We start from the raw sequence: 15,657 nt of genomic DNA on the forward strand, positions 1-15,657 counted from the left end.
TGGCACCCAGTGGGCGGACCGTCGTCGCTCGGTGCTGAGATGACGATGGCGATATTGCGCCGTGCAGGCAGTCATAGGCCGAGGACGAGCAGGTCGGCCGGACTCGGTTCCCCGGCGGCGGACGCGAACACCTCCATGGCCTTCTGGACTTGGAGTCGCTCTTCGGAGGTCAGGTTCTGGAGGATCCGTGAGATCTCCGCGGCGCGACGTGCAGTGACGCCGTCCACCAACGCGCGGGCAGATGGCGTCAAGCGGAGCAGAGTCTCGCGACGACTGTCTTGGTTGATCTCTCGTTCCACCCATCCGGCGGCGACGAGTCGATCCACGGTTCGGCTGAAGGTCGAGGGGTGAGCCCCCATTCGGGCGGCAACGGAACCCATCCGCATCGGTCCCGACGCTGAGAGAAGTATCAAGACACGGAATTGGGGAAGAGTCACGTCGTGCAATGTGTCGGCCAGGCTCTTCGCGATGACTCCGAGGAGAGCGCGTGACGCGAGGATCAGAGCTTCGGCGCCGTCGCCCGACTGCGCCGAAGCGCGTGATGAGTCATTCATCGATCGGCCATTCGCACGTCAGGCACGATACATCCACAGCCTTGCCATCCGCTGGCCCTCGGGCATGAGTTCGGGTGCCTCAGTCCTCGCTCAGTCCGAACGTTCGTCCTGCTGGTGAAGATGGTCGCGGTGTTTTGCGGCTTGATGCTGCCGCGTGGGCAGGTCGAGTGGGCCTGTGACCGAGAGTTCGTCCTCCCAGCATTCGATGCCGGTGACGCCGGCGAGCCGGTCGCGAGTGAAGACCGGGTCTCGGCCTTGCCGGCGCTGGTGGGTGTAGTCGCTGAGGAGTTTGAAAGCGATGCCCGAGAGGAGCCCGATTGCGATGAGGTTCGTCAGGGCCATCAGGCCCATCACTCCGTCTGCGAAGTTCCACACCAGGTCGGCGCCCACGACCGAACCGGCGAGCACGGCGACGACGACGAGGATCCGGTAGGCATTGAGCACCCAGGGACGGGTCGTGATGAACTCGATGTTCGACTCGCCGTAGTAGTAGTTGCCGAGGATGGACGAGAAGGCGAGTAGGAAGACGATCACGCTCAGCGCGATGCTCGACCAGTCGCCGAGGGTGCTCACCAGCGCGCCCTGGGTGAGGCCGATGCCACGTGTCGCGCTGCCGAGGTCCGGCACTGACACCAGGATGATGAACGCTGTGATGGAGCACACCAGGAAGGTGTCGAAGTAGACCCCGAGCGTCTGCACGAGCCCCTGCTTCACCGGGTGGGTCACGGCGGCACTGGCCCCGGCGTTGGGGGCGGAGCCGAGCCCGGCCTCGTTGGAGAACATGCCGCGTTTGACGCCGGTGAGCACGATGTAGCCGAATGCCGCTCCGACGACCTCGTTGAAACCCCACGCCTGCGTGAAGATCTCAACGAAGACGGGACCGATGCGGTCGACATGCAGCGCCACCACCACGATGCCCAGCAGCAGGTAGGCCAGCGCCATGATCGGAACGAGGAACTGCGTGACCGACGCGATGCGGCGCACGCCGCCGAACACGACCAGCCCGGTGAGGACTGCGATGCCGAGCCCGACACCCCAGGGCAGCCACGCGGAATCGGCGCCGACGGTCGCGGTGACTGTCGCGGAGATGGTGTTGGCCTGCAGCGAGCTGAACGCGAACGGGAAGCAGACGATGAGGATGATCGCGAACCACACTCCGAGCCACCGCGCTTTCAGCCCCCGTTCCATGTAGTACGCCGGTCCCCCGCGGAAACTGTCCTTGTCACGGACTTTGAACAGCTGCGCGAGGGAGGATTCGATGAAGCTCGAAGCTCCGCCGATGAACGCCATCAGCCACATCCAGAACACTGCGCCCGGCCCGCCCACCGCGATCGCGGTCCCGACTCCGGCGATGTTCCCGACGCCGACCCGGGACGCGGCGGACATCGTGAACGCCTGGAATGCCGACACGGATTGCGGTTCGCCGGATTCGTTGCGGGGGGTCTTGTCGGTGAGGGTGCGGAACATCTCTGGGACCAGCCGGAACTGAACCACACCCGACCGCACCGTGAAGTAGATGCCCAGCAGCACCACCACCGGCAGCACGATCCATGTCCAGAGATTGTCACCCCAGGTCAGCAGCCATTCGTTCACGGCATCCATGCGCGCCAGTATGGCGGAGCCACACCAGAGAAGGTGGCATTTCCCGCACGCGGATCGTGTGCCGCGCCGACTCCGAGCCAGGCTGCCCGAGGCCGGTTACAGCTGATCGCTTGTGCGTTGTGCAACAGTTGCTGTTCTGCAAGTATGTTGGCGTTCGTCCCACCCGAAGAACGGAGGACGATGCTCACGCTCACCGACAACGCCGCCACCTTGATCTCAGGCTTCGTCCGCAGTCAGGGCCGAAACACCCGTTCCGGGATCCGCATCAGGATGGCCGGCGGCGACCACGCTCACGGCCTGAATGTCGAGTACGCGGCGGCGCCCTCACCCGCAGACGAGATCGTGGAACGAAACGGTGCGCGGGTGTTCCTCGATAGCAGCGCGGCGCTGTATCTGGCGTCCAAAGAACTCGATGCGACCTTCCGGAATGGAATGGTCGATCTGACGGTGCACGATCGCGGCTGACTCCTCCGGCGGTTCGCCGTCGGCCCCTCAGCTCGCGAAGATCATCCGCGGGAGGATGACGTCGAACTGGCAGCCGCCAGGGACGTTGCGAGCCGAGATGTCGCCCTCGTGCGCTTTGACGATGCCGTGGGCGATGGCCAGCCCCAGTCCTGCGCCGCCGGCGTGGGAGACGGGATCGGGTGTCCGCGACGAATCCGCTCGCCAGCCCGCGAGGAAGATCTTCGGCATGTCTGCCTCGGCGATTCCTCCCCCCGCGTCCACGACAGACAGCATGGCCGTTCCGTCTCCGACGTCGCGCGTGGCGACGGAGATCTCGCTACCCGGTGGCGAATGCTGGATCGCGTTCATCAGCAGGTTGCCGACGACTCTCGCGAGCTCCCGCGCATCGCCCACGACGGTCAGGTCGGGGCTCGGGGACTCCCGGATCGTGATCCGCCGCGTCTGAGCCAGCGTGCGCAGCTCGGCGACGGCGTCGCTGACCAGGTCATAGAGCGACACCGGCTCTCTCGACAGCGAGAGGCGTCCAGACTGGATCTTCGACAGCTCGAACAGCTCGTCCACCAGCGCGGACAGATGTCCTACCTGCGTCCGCATCTGCCGGTGGAATCGCTGCGGATCATCCGTCATGCCGTCTTCGAGCGCCTCTGCCATCGCTCGCAGTCCGGCGAGCGGGGTGCGCAGGTCGTGTGAGATCCAGGCCACGAGTTCACGCCGTGAGCTGTCCAGCGCTTCAACCTCAGCTCGTGCCTCCTCGAGTCGACGGCCGGTGCGCGCGAGCTCGGCCTGCAGGTTCGCGAGTTCGGAACGATCAAAGGATGCCGGCGGCTCGACGTGCTCGCCGTCGCCGAGGTCGCGCGCGTATCGGCGTAGTTGGGCGGCTTGCCGCGTGAAGGTGCGTCCGAGCACGACGGCCGCGGCCAGTGACACCATGGTCGCACTCCCGGCCACCCAGATGCCCACAAGCAGGTCGTGCGGTGACAGATACATCGCCTGGGCGACCGCGATCATCCCGATCGTGACCGACAGCATCGCCGTCAGCACCACGATGAGCAGTTGCACCATCAGCGGAGAGCGCCGCGCGAAGCGCAGACACAGCAGACCGATCGCGCCGACGACGACAGCGCACAGCAGCGCGATGCCGACGATGTCGAGCAGGTCGGGCAGTGGGATCATGTCCCCTCCCCGGGCTCGAACCGATACCCCACGCCCCAGACGGTGCACAGTCGCTGGGGTCGGGCAGGATCGTCCTCGGCCTTCTCGCGCAGGCGTCGCATCGTGACGGTGACGGTGGAGAGGTCTCCGAAGTCCCATCCCCAGACCGCGCGCAGCAGCTCCTCGCGGGTGAACGCACGCCGCGGGTGCTTGAGCAGGAACGCCAAGAGGTCGAACTCACGCGTCGACAGCGACAGCGCGACGCCGTCTCGCATGACGATACGCGCTGAGGGGTCGAGGTGGAACGGCCCGATGTCGAAGGGCGCTTCGGGCGCGAACTCGGTGAGGCTGCGGCGCATCACCGCCTGCACGCGCAGTACGAGCTCGCGTGGGGAGAACGGCTTGGTGACGTAGTCGTCGGCGCCCGCCTCGAGCCCGTCCACCCGGTCCTCCGGCGCCCCGAGCGCGGTGAGGAGGATGACGGGGATGTCTTCGGTGCGCCGGATCCGCCGGCACACCTCGGCGCCGTCGATGCCCGGGAGCATACGGTCGAGGACGACGAGGTCGGGGGTGCGCTGGGCGATCGCGTCGAGTGCCGCGAAGCCGTCGGTCGCGGTGTCGACCATGAAGCCGGCAGCGCCGAGGTACGACTCGACGACCTCGCGAACGGTGGCGTCGTCTTCCACGACGAGGACCCGGCGATCGGTCAGATCGGGGGTGGGCTGCGCCGTCCTCGCGGTGGACATGGGGACAGGATAGGACGACCGCCTCGGCCTATGCTCCGAATACCGGCACGACGGCGCCGTTGTCTGCGCTTCGTAATCCTTTCGGCAACCGGCGCAGATCGCCCCACGCCTACCGTCGGGAGCATGACCGCTGCCGTGGATGTCGTGTTCCCGTGTCTCGACGAGGCTCTCGCCCTCCCCACCGTGCTCGCAGACCTCCCCGAAGGCATGCGCGCCATCGTCGTCGACAACGGGTCGACAGACGGATCAGCCGAGGTCGCCGCAGCACACGGTGCGGTGGTCGTCAGCGAAGCTCGACGCGGATTCGGGTCGGCCGCCCACGCCGGCCTGCTCGCGGCGCAGGCGCCGATCGTCGCGTTCTGCGATGGCGACGGATCGTTCGTCTCGGCAGACCTCGCGATCGTCGTCGCTCCCGTCCAGGCAGGAACCGCGGACCTCGTCCTGGGACGCCGACGCGCAACCCCTGGCTCGTGGCCGCTGCATGCCCGCGTCGCCAACGCGTATCTCGCGTCCCGCCTGCGATCGCTGACCGGGGCTACCCTCCACGACCTGGGGCCGATGCGCGCAGCGAGACGCGAGATGCTGCTCGGCCTGGCGTTGACCGACCGACGCAGCGGGTATCCGCTGGAGATGGTGCTGCGCGCTGCCCGCGCGGGCTGGCGGATCTCCGAGACCGACGTCACGTATCGACCCCGGGTCGGCAGGTCTAAGGTCACCGGCACGGTACGCGGCACGGCGACCGCGATCGCCGACATGACGAAGGTGCTTCGCGAGGACGCCCGATGACCACGATCGTGGTGATGGCCAAAGAATGCCGACCGGGCCGCGTCAAGACACGTCTGCATCCGCCGTTCACCCTCCAGCAGGCGGCTCGCATCGCCGAGGCAAGCCTGCTCGACACGATCACGACCGTGTCCGAGCTGCCCGCACAGCGACGCGTGCTGTGCTTCGACGGCGACACGGCGCCTCCCCTCCCAATGGGCTGGGAGGTCGTCGCCCAGACCGACGGCACCCTCGACGAGCGGATCGCGTACGCCCTCAGCGGATGCGACGGACCGACCGTGCTGGTCGGGATGGACACGCCGCAGTTCTCGATCGGCGATGTCGCGGCAGCGCTGACGTGGCCGGCGGACATCGATGCGTGGCTCGGTCCGGCGACGGACGGCGGATTCTGGGCGCTCGCGCTGCGCCGGCCCGACAGCGGCCTGGTCCGGGGTGTCGCGATGTCGCGCGCCGACACCGGCGCGCGACAGAGACAACGCCTCGAAGAGGCGGGATTGCGTGTCGCCGAACTACCGACCCTCACCGACATCGACGACGCGGCCGCTCTCGACGAGGTCGCCGCGCAGCTGACCGACGGACACCTCGCACGGTTGCTGCAGGAGACGCGATGACCGATCTCGTCGCCGACGTCTTCAGCGCACACTACGAGCGCGCGCTGCACGCCGACACCGCGCCGGTCATGCTGCAGGACATGACCACGACCGAGGGCACCCGCCACGACCTCGTCCGCTACCTGGGAGAAGCGGATGCCGTCGAGCTGCGGATCGTGCGCGACCTGACCGGTCCTGTGCTCGACATCGGGTGCGGCCCGGGACGCATGGTGCGCGCCGCGCGCGCGGCGGGTCTCGCCGCTCTCGGCGTGGACGTCTCGGCCTCAGCCGCCCGGATCGCCCGACGTCGGGGCATCCCGGTATGGCACGGTTCGGTGTTCGATTCCCTCCCCGACGAGGGCACGTGGGGAGCGGCCCTGCTACTAGACGGCAATATCGGGATCGGCGGTGATCCCGCGGCGCTGCTGCGGCGCTGCCGTCAGCTGCTGCGGCCCGGGGGACGCCTGGTCGTCGAGACGCATCGCGACGGCCGCCGCGACGGCCGCTTCCGCGCGGTCCTGACGGACGCGACGGGCAGGGTGGGCGACGCGTTCCCGTGGGCCGAAGTGGGCAACCGGCCCCTGCGCGGCTACGCCCGGCGAACAGGGCTCCGACGCGTCCGTGAGTGGCGACGCGGTGACCGCGGCTTCGCCGAGTACGAGAAGCCGGCGCTCAACGGCGAGTCCGACGACGCGTGAGCCGCCACGTGACCAGCACGATCGCTGCAATCGTCGTCCACACCACCACCAGCCGCAGCGCGTAGTCACCGACGAGGATCGTGGGATTCGCCGACCCGCGGCCCTGCGCCCAGATCTCAGGAAGCACGAACAGCGACAGCGTCGCACCGACGACGAACCCGACCTGCGCGATGGCGGTCGCCGCGATCGGGCGGCCGCCGGCATCCCGCCACCACCGGGCGCGCAGCGCCGACGTCAACGGCGCGATGACGCCGTCGTGCACCGCCACCACCGCGACCAGCCACACCAGGAGGGCGAACAGCTGCGCGGGCGTGAGCGTCGTCACCAGCAGCACCGCCCCATAGGCCAACAATCCGGCCGCAGCGACGAGGAGGAGTGCCCGTGCGACGATCATCCGTCGACCTCCTCGAGGGATGCCAGCCATTTCGTCTGGAGCACACCCGGCCGGCCGGGTGCGATGATGCGGGCCGGGTAGCCGTGATCCAGACCCAGCGTCGCGCCGTTGAGCTCGAGCGCGATCAGCGTGAGCGGATCCCAGGCGTACTGGGCAGGCATCGTCGTGGTGCGGTAGGCGCCGCGTTGCTGCAAGCTGACCAGCCGGATCGTGCTCCGCCGATCACAGCCCGCCTCACCGAGCAGATCGCCGAGCCGCACGCCGCGCCAATGCGCCGAGGCGCTCCAGCCTTCGACGCACGCGATCGGCAGGACTGCCTCGTGCTGCACCATCGCGAGGAGCTCGTCACGGGTGTACGCGCGGTCGTCGCCACGCCGTGTACGCACCGTGAGCGTCCAGCCCGGCTCGCGCGCCGATGTCGTCACCCCGGCCTGCTTCGCGGTGCGGTTCACCGGCAGCGTCTGCGGGCCCTGCCCCTTCACGCGCGGCGCGAAGAGGTTCAACGGCGACAGCGCGTCGAAGGATTGCCCGGCCGTGAGCGCGACGAGCGCCGCAGCCGACGCGGCGACACCGGCGAGGAAGACCCGACGCCCTGTCTCGTCGGTCACGACTCCCCCTCGGCGTCGCCGGCCACGTCGGACGCGGCGTCGGGGGATGCCGCCTCCCGATGCCAATGGCGCACGATGATCGGCAGCTTCACCGCGAGGTGGACGACGATCGCACCGCTCACGACCCACGAGAGGGCCCAGTGGGTGCGGACGAATGAGAATGGCCACGGATACCACTGGAAGGTGTTGAGCGTTCCCATCACGAGCTGCAGCAACGCGGTCGACACGAGCAGTGCCACCGAGCCGCGCTCCAGCAGGTCCGCCACGGAGCGCACCGGCGGCCAGGCGAACAGCCGCGGGTAGACGACCCACAGCTTGGCGAGCACCAGCGGCAGCAGCGCAGTGCCGACGGCGACGTGCAGGCCCTGCGACCACGCGTAGAGCTCGATGGGCCGTGTCGGCAGTGGCAGCCAGGCGATCGGGTGCTGCTGCAGATGGCTGTAGATGCCCGTGAGAAAGCAGACAGCGAAGCCGACGCCGACGATCCGCCCCAGCACCACTGCCGTGCGCGGTGTGCGCTCCGGGGCATCCAGTGCACCGCGGATACGCGTCGCGGCACGCTCGAGCGACGACTCGAGACGTTGGGTGATTCCGCTCATGCCGCTCAGTGTCGCCTCGGCCCGGCACCCGCGTCCGCGGCATCCGGTTACGAAGCGCGGACAACCGCGGAAGACCGCCGGGCCGTCACCGAACCGTAAGGGTTCAGCGCGGTACGGCCAGGGCCGGTTTGCCAGGCTGGACGCGTGGTAAACACGAACGCATCTGAGACGCCGCGGGTCGGCGTGATCGGCGGATCGGGCCTGTACCGTCTGCTGGACCAGCCCCGGCTGGTCGAGGTCGCGACGCCGTACGGCCCACCGTCGTCTCACGTGGCGGTGGGCACGTTCGCAGACCGCACAGTCGCGTTCCTGGCGCGGCACGGCACCGGCCACACCGTCCCGCCGCAACGCATCAATTACCGCGCGAACCTGTGGGCGCTGGCATCCCTCGGTGTGCGGTCGGTGATCGGCTCGTCGGCGGTCGGCAGCATCACACCTGAGATGCCCGCCGACACCTTCGTCGTGCCGGACCAGCTCATCGATCGCACACGTGATCGGGCCGACACCTACTTCGACGGTGCCGACGTGCAGCACCTCGGATTCGCCGACCCTTTCGACCCCGTCGTGCGATCAGCATTGTGCGACGCGCTCCGTCGTCGCGGCGAGAGCTTCGTCCCGGTGGGGACGACCCTCGTGATCCCCGGACCGCGGTTCTCGACCCGGGCGGAGTCACGGGCCTGGCGGCTGCTGGGGGCCGACATCCTCAACATGACGCAGTACCCCGAATCGGCGCTGGCCGCCGAGCTCGGCATGGGGTACGCGAGTCTGTCGTTCGTGACGGACGCCGACGTGGGACGCGCACCGGACGACGAGGCGGTCTCGGCCGAGGTCGTGTTTCAGCGGCTGAGCGCCGCACAGGACCGCATCATCGGGACGATCGCCGATGCGATCCGGTTGCTGCCGGCCGAACCGGAACCCCGCGCGCTCGTCGACCCCGCCGCGACGGCGCGGGTGCTCACGCTCACGGTTGCGCCGTGACCGCTGCCGGCGGCCCCGCACCCGGAACCCTGTTGGTCACCGGCGGTGCCGGTTTCATCGGCACCCACGTCGTGGCGCAGGCCGCAGCGGCAGGGTGGGACGTGCGCGTGCTCGACAGCTTCCGCACCGATGTGCATGCGAGCGATGCCGCGACCCCCGCCGGTGTGCGCACCGTGCGCGCCGACATCACCGACAGGGCCGCGCTGCGGGAGTCACTGTCGGGTGTCGACGTCGTCTGCCACCAGGCGGCGAAGGTCGGGCTCGGCGTCGACCTCGGCGATGCCCCCGACTATGTGCGCTCGAACGACCTGGGAACGGCGGTCCTCCTGGCCGAGGTGGCCAGCGCAGGCGTCGACCGCCTCGTGCTGGCGTCGTCGATGGTCGTCTACGGCGAAGGCCGCTACCGCGACGCGCGCGGCGTGATCGCCGCGCCGCCCCGACTGAGGCGCGACTTGGAGGCGGGACGGTTCGAGCCGGTGTCGCCCCGCACGCGCGAGCCGCTCGTGCCCGAGCTCATCGACGAGACCGCACCGCTGGACCCGCGCAACGTCTACGCCGCGACGAAGGTCTCCCAGGAGCACCTCGTGTCGGCGTGGGCGCGCGAGACCGGCGGACGGGCGGCGCTGCTGCGATACCACAACGTGTACGGGCCGGGTATGCCCCAGGCGACGCCCTACGCCGGGGTGGCCTCGCTGTTCCGTTCGGCCCTGGAGGTCGGACGGGCCCCCACCGTGCTGGAGGACGGTGCTCAGCGACGGGACTTCGTGCACGTGAGCGACGTCGCTGCGGCCAATGTCGCCGCGATCGAGGGAACGACGGCGATGTCACCGGGAACGGCGCGCGCCTACAACGTCGCCAGCGGCGAGGTGCACACCGTCGGCGAGATGGCCGCCGTGCTGTCGGACGCCTTCGGCGGCCCGGCCCCGGTCGTCGTGGGCGGGTACCGGCTGGGCGACGTCCGGCACATCACCGCATCAGCGCAACGGCTGCGCGAAGAACTCGGCTGGCGGCCCACGATCGGCTTCATGCAGGGGATGCGGGAGTTCGCGCACGCCCCGCTGCGACGACCCGCGGGCACATGACCGGGCAGGACCGATGAGCGCAAAGGACACGGCCGCCGGCATCCATCGTGAACTTCGCGTCCGCGCGGCGTCGATCGGGCTCGTCGCCACTGTCCTCCTGGTGGTGGCGGCGATAGCGATCCCGCTGCTGACGGGGTGGGACGTGCGAGCCGGATCCTTCGCCCCGCTGCACTCGATCCTCGTCCTGCGGGTAGGGCCGGGCACCCCCGCCGCCATCCTGCTCGCCGTGGCCGCCGTCGCGTTCGCCCCCCGGGTGGTGCGATGGCCGTGGCGGCGACTGCTGGTCGCCGTGTACGGCTACGGCGTCGCCTGGATGCTGGCACTGGCCACGGTGTACGGCCTGGACGGAGTGGGGGCGATCCTCGACCACCGCACCGAGTATCTCGAGACCGCGCGCACGGTGACCGACATCGGCGCGACCCTGCGCGACTACATCGCGCACATCCCGCTCGACAGCGAGGCGAACTGGCCGGTGCACCTGGCCGGCCATCCGCCCGGCGCGCTGCTGTTCTTCGTGGTGCTCGTCCGAATCGGGCTGGGCAGCGCGCTGGCAGCCGGGGTCGTGATCACCCTCATCGCGGGCTCTACCGCGCTTGCGGTCATGGCCACGGCCCTACGGCTGGGCGGCGAGACGTTCGCGCGACGGGCCGCGCCGTTCCTCGCCGTCGGGCCGGCGGCCATCTGGATGTGCGTCTCGGCGGACGCCATGTTCGCCGCTGTCGCCGCCTGGGCGACGTTGCTGCTGACCGTCGCCGCCACCTCACGCCGGACGACGGTCGTCGTGCTCGCCGGGGTGGGCTCGGGCATCCTCTACGGGTACTGCGTCATGCTCTCGTACGGCCTTCCGCTGCTCGGCATCCTCGCGATCACCGTGCTGGTGCTCACCCGCTCCTGGCGACCGCTGCCGTTCGCGGTGGTCGGCGCGATGACCGTCGTCGGCGTGTTCGCGTGGGCCGGATTCGCATGGTGGGAAGCGCTGCCCGTGCTGCGCGACCGCTACTGGGCGGGCATCGCGAGCGACCGACCCGGCGCGTACTGGACGTGGGCGAACCTCGCCGCCGTCGCGGTCTGCGCAGGGCCGTGGGTGGGCGCAGGGCTGGGAGTGGCCGTCGTCGACGCGCGGGCGCGGGGCGACGATCCACGCTCGCGCGCGCGTCGTCGCATCGCCTTCCTCGCGCTTGCGGGATTGGCGATGTGCGTGGCCGCCACGCTCTCGCAGATGAGCCGCGCGGAGGTGGAACGGATCTGGCTGCCGTTCGTGCCCTGGATGCTCTTGGCAACCGGGCTGCTGCCTGAACGCTGGCGACGGTCCGGTCTGATCGTGCAGGTCGCGTTCGCCATCGTGGTGCAGACGCTGCTGTACACGCGCTGGTGAGCCAGCCCGTCCCCGCGTCTGCGGTGCGCTACCTGTCCAACTGGAGGCGGTGCCAGGCGAGGAGCGTCAGCCCGCCGAAAACAACCGGGATGCTGGGGACAAGGGCGAGCTGAGCTGCGGTGACGCTGCCCGGGTCGATCGCCCACAGGGCGGGTGCGATGAGCGGGAACCAGGCGCCGCTGCCGGTGAAGGCCATCACCTGGGCGATCACCAGCAGGCCGATCGCGGTGGCGATCCCCGGCAGCAGACCGCGTCCGAGCGTCGCCGCCCAGGCCACCGGTGTCGCGACCAGTCCGACGAGGATCGTCAGGGGGATCTGCCGGGCCAGCGGGCCCCACGCGGCGGGGTCCGGCATCCCGAATCCGATCAGCATTCCGAGCAGCAGCATGGCCGCACAGAGTGCGGCCCCCACCAGCACCGTCCACACCAGATAGACCACCAGCTTGGCGAGCACGATGGTCCACCGCGGGACCGGCAGCGCGAACAGGCCCGTGATGGTGCCTTCGGCGAACTCGCGGCCAACGAGCCAGCTGAGCCCGATCCCCAGCGCGGGCATGACACCGGCGGCGGTGATCTGTGCGGCGACGGCCAGCAGCGCCGGCCACCCTTCGAGGTCGGCGACGGGGCCCAGCTTGGCGGTCAGCTGCGGGTCACCGAGATTCATCGCGGCGAGGATGCCGGCGACCAGCGCCGTGACGCTGACCACGAGAAGGCCGGTGGTCCAACGCAGCACGCGGGCGGAGATCGCCTTGCGTCCTTCGGTGGCCAGCGCGGCCCGCAACGCGCTCATGCCTGCCCCCGCCGCTCGTCATCGGCAAGAACCAGCGCGAAGAACGCCTGCTCGAGGTATGAACCGGCAGGATCGAGAGCGCCCACCACCCGACCCGCGTTGACGACGGTAATCCCGTCCGCCACGCGTGCGACCTCGTCCAGATGATGACTGGACACCAGCACGGCGCTGCCGACATCGCGCAGACGGCGCAACGCATCACGCAGGATCAGCACGCCTGCAGGATCGAGCGTGCTCGTCGGCTCGTCGAGCACGAGCACGCGGGGCTGATGCTGCATCGCGGCGGCGAGGCCGACACGCTGCCGATTTCCGGCTGAGAGACGACGAACCCGCACCGTCGCGTAGCGCTCAAGAGCGAACGCGTTGATGGCGGCATCGACGATGTCGGCGGCGACGGATGCCGGGACTCCGTGCAGCCGCGCGGCGAGCAGCAGATTCTCTCGTGCGGTGAGGTCGCCGTACGCCAGCGGCTGCTCGATGACGTGCCCGACGCGTGACCACGCTGATGCCGGCATCCTGTCCAGCAGGGTGCCGTCCATCCGGACCTCGCCGGAGGAAGGGCGCAGCATTCCCAGAAGAAGCTTCATCAGGGTCGTCTTGCCGGCGCCGTTCAACCCGGCCAAGGCCCGTATCTCGCCCGCGTGCACCCGCAGATCGATACCGTGCACCCCAGCGCCCCCGCGGAATGCACGGCTGACATCCGTCGCCGCGAGTGCGGCACTCATCGTGACTCCGCCCCGTCGAGCACGTCGAGGGCGAGCCGGATCACGTCGTCAAGAGGCGTCTCACCCGGACCGATGGCCCAGGCGGTCAGGGCCTCCATCAGCGCGGCCAGCGTCGCGGCAGCCGCGATCCGCGCGGTCAGCGGGTCAACTCCCGTACCGGCGAGCGCGGCGGCGATCGCCTCTTCGGTCACCCGAGTGTTTCCGCGAATCGCGGCCGCAAGGCCTGGGGACTGGGCGGCGATCCGCATGCGGCGACGCACCTCCTGCTCCGCCGGCTCCGGCACAGAACGCCATGCCGCCCGCACGCCGGCGATCACACGGTCCAGCGCAGGCCGGTCGGCCGGTTGATCGGCCACGGCGGCAGCGATCACCGGGTCGTAGGGGTCGTCCAGCAGCAGACGATCCTTCGAGGCGAAGTGCCGGAACAGGGTCATCTCGCTCACGCCCGCAGCGGAAGCGATCTGAGCTGTCGTCGTCCGGTCATAGCCGTGACGGTCGAACAGCTCCAACGCGGCCGCAAGGATCCTCTGCCGCGTCCGCTCGCGTTTCGTCAGTTGAGTGTCGCCCACACGTTTATGTTAGTAACTAACATTTCATGGCGATACGGCAACCGACATCTCGGCCGGATACCTGGCCTCCGCGACGGCCGCCTCAGCAGTATGGTCGGTGGTGGAGAGCCGGGAAGTCTGGTCGGCGCAGTGCTGCGTTGCAACGAAAGGCCCTCCCATGCACGCGTCGGATATCCAGGTGGAACTTCCCCTCGTCGACCGCAGCACGAACGCTGTCGAGGCCGCGCGTCTCATCGCCGAGAATCGCTTCGCCGCTCTCGTGGTCGCCGACCCCACTGGCCGCCCGGTCGCGGTGGTCTCGTCCGCGGACGTCCTCGGGCTGTTGATACCCAACTACGTACTCGATGACATGGCTCTCGCCGGGGTGATCGACGAGGCCGGCGCGGAGGAGATGTGGGCCCATGCCGCCGGCCGTACGATCGGCGAACTGCTGGATGACGACGAAGTCTCGGTACGGGAGCTGCTGCGGGTCGACTCCGACAGCACATTGTTGGAGATCGCCACGCTGATGGTGGATGCGCACGCACAGATAGCTGCGGTAAAGGGCACCCCTGGCGGATTCGTGACGCTGCCCGCGGTGATGGACGGCATCCTCTCCGCGTTCGATGCGCCCGGTGCGCCCGGTGCGGCAGCGTGACGATCCAGATCTGGCTCGCCCTCGCCATCTTCGTCGGCGCCTATCTCCTGATCGCCACCGAGAAGGTGCCGCGCGTCACCGTCGCACTCGTCGGCGCGGCACTGATGGTGATCATCGGCGCCACCGATGATCACGGCATCTTCTTCTCCGAAGACAGCGGCATCGACTGGAACGTCATCTTTCTGCTCCTCGGAATGATGATCATCGTCGGCATACTGCAGCACAGCGGTGTCTTCGAGTACCTCGCGATCTGGGCGGCGAAGCGGGCACACGGCCGGCCGTTCCTGATCCTGGTGATGCTGGTGCTGATCACCGCGGTGCTGTCCGCGTTCCTCGACAACGTCACGACGGTGCTGCTGGTCGCTCCCGTCACATTGCTCATCTGCGAACGGCTGGGCACCTCGCCGATCCCGTTCCTGATCGCCGAGGTGATGGCAAGCAGCATCGGCGGCACCGCGACTCTGATCGGCGATCCACCGAACATCATCATCGCCAGCCGCGGCGATCTCACCTTCAACGACTTCCTCGCCAACCTGACACCGATCATCGCGATCCTGCTGGCCGTGTTCATCGGGCTGTGCTGGCTGCTGTTCCGACGGCAGCTCCACCACGACGCCACCCGGGTGGCGCGGATCATGGCACTCGACGAGCGCGAGGCGATCCGCGACATTCCTCTTCTGATCAAGTCGCTGACCGTCCTCGGCCTCGTGCTCGCCGGGTTCGTGCTGCGCCCCGTCATCGGCCTGGAGCCCGCGGTCGTCGCCCTCCTCGGCGCCGGGCTGCTCGCCCTGATCGCACGATTGGAACCCCGCAAGATCTTCGCCGATGTCGAATGGCAGACGCTGCTCTTCTTCGCCGGACTGTTCATCATGGTCGGCTCGCTCGTGAATCTCGGCATCATCGACACCATCGGCGAAACTGCTGTGGCGATCGTGGGCGACAACTACTTCGGCGCCTCCGTCGGGCTGCTCGCAGGATCTGCCCTGCTGTCGGGGATCGTCGACAACATCCCCTACGTCGCGACACTCGCCCCGCTGACCGCAGACCTCGTAAACGCCGGCGGGGCGAGCGCGGAACCCCTGTGGTGGGCACTCGCGCTCGGCGCCGACCTGGGCGGCAACGCCACCGCGATCGGAGCCAGCGCGAACATCGTCGTGCTCGGCATCGCACTGCGCAACGGCCACCCCATATCGTTCTGGACCTTCACGAAGTACGGACTCATCGTCACCGCCGTCACCGTCGCGCTCTGCATCCCTTACCTGTGGCTGCGCTACTTCGCCTGACACGCCACTTCGGAGAAAGGATCGATC

General features: G+C 69.0%; 19 protein-coding genes. 9 read left to right on the forward strand and 10 right to left on the reverse strand.

Features of this window, described 5'->3' with window-relative positions; all coding sequences use genetic code 11:
• Window positions 1–71: 71 nt before the first annotated feature.
• Window positions 72–554 (reverse strand): MarR family winged helix-turn-helix transcriptional regulator, encoded by a 483-nt coding sequence (locus tag IF188_RS02145; protein WP_191170114.1) that lies wholly within the window; start codon window positions 552–554, stop codon window positions 72–74.
• Between the two features lie 90 nt (window positions 555–644).
• Entirely contained in the window at window positions 645–2,156 is a 1,512-nt protein-coding gene (locus IF188_RS02150; protein ID WP_191170115.1) for an alanine/glycine:cation symporter family protein, read from the reverse strand.
• A gap of 180 nt (window positions 2,157–2,336) precedes the next feature.
• On the opposite strand from IF188_RS02150, the gene IF188_RS02155 reads away from it, so the two are divergent.
• Complete coding sequence (locus tag IF188_RS02155) at window positions 2,337–2,621, forward strand: HesB/IscA family protein (RefSeq protein ID WP_191170116.1); 285 nt, start codon at window positions 2,337–2,339, stop codon at window positions 2,619–2,621.
• 27 nt (window positions 2,622–2,648) lie between these two features.
• Here IF188_RS02155 and IF188_RS02160 read toward each other — a convergent pair whose 3' ends face one another.
• Both IF188_RS02160 and IF188_RS02165 read right to left on the reverse strand, forming a co-directional pair.
• On the reverse strand, window positions 2,649–3,794 hold the full coding sequence (locus tag IF188_RS02160; RefSeq protein ID WP_191170117.1) for a sensor histidine kinase: 1,146 nt from the start codon (window positions 3,792–3,794) through the stop codon (window positions 2,649–2,651).
• Complete coding sequence (locus tag IF188_RS02165) at window positions 3,791–4,519, reverse strand: response regulator transcription factor (protein WP_191170118.1); 729 nt, start codon at window positions 4,517–4,519, stop codon at window positions 3,791–3,793. Before IF188_RS02165 ends, IF188_RS02160 begins: the two co-directional genes overlap by 4 nt.
• 123 nt (window positions 4,520–4,642) lie before the next feature.
• On the opposite strand from IF188_RS02165, the gene IF188_RS02170 reads away from it, so the two are divergent.
• From IF188_RS02170 to IF188_RS02180, 3 genes are read left to right on the forward strand one after another with little or no spacing between them, the layout of a single operon-like run.
• Window positions 4,643–5,305 (forward strand): glycosyltransferase family 2 protein, encoded by a 663-nt coding sequence (locus IF188_RS02170; protein WP_191170119.1) that lies wholly within the window; start codon window positions 4,643–4,645, stop codon window positions 5,303–5,305.
• The gene (locus IF188_RS02175; protein ID WP_191170120.1) at window positions 5,302–5,913 is read left to right on the forward strand and encodes a TIGR04282 family arsenosugar biosynthesis glycosyltransferase; all 612 of its coding nucleotides are present in this window, start codon (window positions 5,302–5,304) and stop codon (window positions 5,911–5,913) included. Before IF188_RS02170 ends, IF188_RS02175 begins: the two co-directional genes overlap by 4 nt.
• The gene (locus IF188_RS02180; protein ID WP_191170121.1) at window positions 5,910–6,590 is read left to right on the forward strand and encodes a methyltransferase domain-containing protein; all 681 of its coding nucleotides are present in this window, start codon (window positions 5,910–5,912) and stop codon (window positions 6,588–6,590) included. The genes IF188_RS02175 and IF188_RS02180 overlap by 4 nt, the downstream gene beginning before the upstream one ends.
• On the opposite strand, the gene IF188_RS02185 is transcribed toward IF188_RS02180, so the two are convergent.
• From IF188_RS02185 to IF188_RS20060, 3 genes are read right to left on the reverse strand one after another with little or no spacing between them, the layout of a single operon-like run.
• Window positions 6,565–6,984, reverse strand: a complete 420-nt coding sequence (locus IF188_RS02185) for a hypothetical protein (protein ID WP_191170122.1) — start codon at window positions 6,982–6,984, stop codon at window positions 6,565–6,567. The two genes, IF188_RS02180 and IF188_RS02185, sit on opposite strands and share 26 nt — an antisense overlap.
• The gene (locus tag IF188_RS20055) at window positions 6,981–7,592 is read right to left on the reverse strand and encodes a molybdopterin-dependent oxidoreductase (RefSeq protein ID WP_318152722.1); all 612 of its coding nucleotides are present in this window, start codon (window positions 7,590–7,592) and stop codon (window positions 6,981–6,983) included. The genes IF188_RS02185 and IF188_RS20055 overlap by 4 nt, the downstream gene beginning before the upstream one ends.
• Window positions 7,589–8,191, reverse strand: coding sequence for a hypothetical protein (locus IF188_RS20060; RefSeq protein WP_224751286.1), 603 nt, complete (start codon window positions 8,189–8,191; stop codon window positions 7,589–7,591). Before IF188_RS20060 ends, IF188_RS20055 begins: the two co-directional genes overlap by 4 nt.
• 144 nt (window positions 8,192–8,335) lie before the next feature.
• Here IF188_RS20060 and IF188_RS02195 point away from each other — a divergent pair, with 144 nt between their 5' ends.
• From IF188_RS02195 to IF188_RS02205, 3 genes are read left to right on the forward strand one after another with little or no spacing between them, the layout of a single operon-like run.
• Window positions 8,336–9,169 (forward strand): MTAP family purine nucleoside phosphorylase, encoded by an 834-nt coding sequence (locus tag IF188_RS02195; RefSeq protein ID WP_191170123.1) that lies wholly within the window; start codon window positions 8,336–8,338, stop codon window positions 9,167–9,169.
• Window positions 9,166–10,251 carry an NAD-dependent epimerase/dehydratase family protein gene (locus IF188_RS02200; RefSeq protein WP_318152723.1) on the forward strand — a complete coding sequence of 362 codons (1,086 nt, stop codon included), beginning with the start codon at window positions 9,166–9,168 and terminating at the stop codon, window positions 10,249–10,251. Before IF188_RS02195 ends, IF188_RS02200 begins: the two co-directional genes overlap by 4 nt.
• 13 nt (window positions 10,252–10,264) lie before the next feature.
• Window positions 10,265–11,626 (forward strand): hypothetical protein, encoded by a 1,362-nt coding sequence (locus IF188_RS02205; protein WP_191170124.1) that lies wholly within the window; start codon window positions 10,265–10,267, stop codon window positions 11,624–11,626.
• A gap of 28 nt (window positions 11,627–11,654) precedes the next feature.
• Here the strand turns inward: IF188_RS02205 and IF188_RS02210 are convergent, their stop codons facing one another.
• The 3 genes from IF188_RS02210 to IF188_RS02220 are packed head-to-tail and all read right to left on the reverse strand — an operon-like array spanning window position 11,655 to window position 13,710.
• A complete protein-coding gene (locus IF188_RS02210) occupies window positions 11,655–12,416 on the reverse strand; it encodes an ABC transporter permease (protein ID WP_191170125.1) in 762 nt (253 codons plus the stop codon).
• A complete protein-coding gene (locus tag IF188_RS02215) occupies window positions 12,413–13,141 on the reverse strand; it encodes an ABC transporter ATP-binding protein (protein WP_191170126.1) in 729 nt (242 codons plus the stop codon). Before IF188_RS02215 ends, IF188_RS02210 begins: the two co-directional genes overlap by 4 nt.
• Window positions 13,138–13,710: a TetR/AcrR family transcriptional regulator gene (locus tag IF188_RS02220; protein WP_318152724.1), complete on the reverse strand. Its 573-nt coding sequence runs from the start codon at window positions 13,708–13,710 to the stop codon at window positions 13,138–13,140. The genes IF188_RS02215 and IF188_RS02220 overlap by 4 nt, the downstream gene beginning before the upstream one ends.
• 157 nt (window positions 13,711–13,867) lie before the next feature.
• On the opposite strand from IF188_RS02220, the gene IF188_RS02225 reads away from it, so the two are divergent.
• Together IF188_RS02225 and IF188_RS02230 are read left to right on the forward strand one after the other, a co-directional pair.
• Window positions 13,868–14,347 (forward strand): CBS domain-containing protein, encoded by a 480-nt coding sequence (locus IF188_RS02225; RefSeq protein WP_191170127.1) that lies wholly within the window; start codon window positions 13,868–13,870, stop codon window positions 14,345–14,347.
• The gene (locus IF188_RS02230; RefSeq protein ID WP_191170128.1) at window positions 14,344–15,630 is read left to right on the forward strand and encodes an ArsB/NhaD family transporter; all 1,287 of its coding nucleotides are present in this window, start codon (window positions 14,344–14,346) and stop codon (window positions 15,628–15,630) included. The genes IF188_RS02225 and IF188_RS02230 overlap by 4 nt, the downstream gene beginning before the upstream one ends.
• The last annotated feature ends 27 nt before the right edge of the window (window positions 15,631–15,657 follow it).

This window comes from Microbacterium helvum, from assembly GCF_014779795.1.
Lineage (GTDB): Bacteria > Actinomycetota > Actinomycetes > Actinomycetales > Microbacteriaceae > Microbacterium > Microbacterium helvum.

Coding starts and splice junctions, on each gene's coding strand:
- IF188_RS02145 (WP_191170114.1), bottom strand. CDS start 554: ATGAATGACTCATCACGCGCTTCGGCGCAGTCGGGCGACGGCGCCGAA.
- IF188_RS02150 (WP_191170115.1), bottom strand. CDS start 2,156: ATGGATGCCGTGAACGAATGGCTGCTGACCTGGGGTGACAATCTCTGG.
- IF188_RS02155 (WP_191170116.1), top strand. CDS start 2,337: ATGCTCACGCTCACCGACAACGCCGCCACCTTGATCTCAGGCTTCGTC.
- IF188_RS02160 (WP_191170117.1), bottom strand. CDS start 3,794: ATGATCCCACTGCCCGACCTGCTCGACATCGTCGGCATCGCGCTGCTG.
- IF188_RS02165 (WP_191170118.1), bottom strand. CDS start 4,519: ATGTCCACCGCGAGGACGGCGCAGCCCACCCCCGATCTGACCGATCGC.
- IF188_RS02170 (WP_191170119.1), top strand. CDS start 4,643: ATGACCGCTGCCGTGGATGTCGTGTTCCCGTGTCTCGACGAGGCTCTC.
- IF188_RS02175 (WP_191170120.1), top strand. CDS start 5,302: ATGACCACGATCGTGGTGATGGCCAAAGAATGCCGACCGGGCCGCGTC.
- IF188_RS02180 (WP_191170121.1), top strand. CDS start 5,910: ATGACCGATCTCGTCGCCGACGTCTTCAGCGCACACTACGAGCGCGCG.
- IF188_RS02185 (WP_191170122.1), bottom strand. CDS start 6,984: ATGATCGTCGCACGGGCACTCCTCCTCGTCGCTGCGGCCGGATTGTTG.
- IF188_RS20060 (WP_224751286.1), bottom strand. CDS start 8,191: ATGAGCGGAATCACCCAACGTCTCGAGTCGTCGCTCGAGCGTGCCGCG.
- IF188_RS02205 (WP_191170124.1), top strand. CDS start 10,265: ATGAGCGCAAAGGACACGGCCGCCGGCATCCATCGTGAACTTCGCGTC.
- IF188_RS02210 (WP_191170125.1), bottom strand. CDS start 12,416: ATGAGCGCGTTGCGGGCCGCGCTGGCCACCGAAGGACGCAAGGCGATC.
- IF188_RS02215 (WP_191170126.1), bottom strand. CDS start 13,141: ATGAGTGCCGCACTCGCGGCGACGGATGTCAGCCGTGCATTCCGCGGG.
- IF188_RS02225 (WP_191170127.1), top strand. CDS start 13,868: ATGCACGCGTCGGATATCCAGGTGGAACTTCCCCTCGTCGACCGCAGC.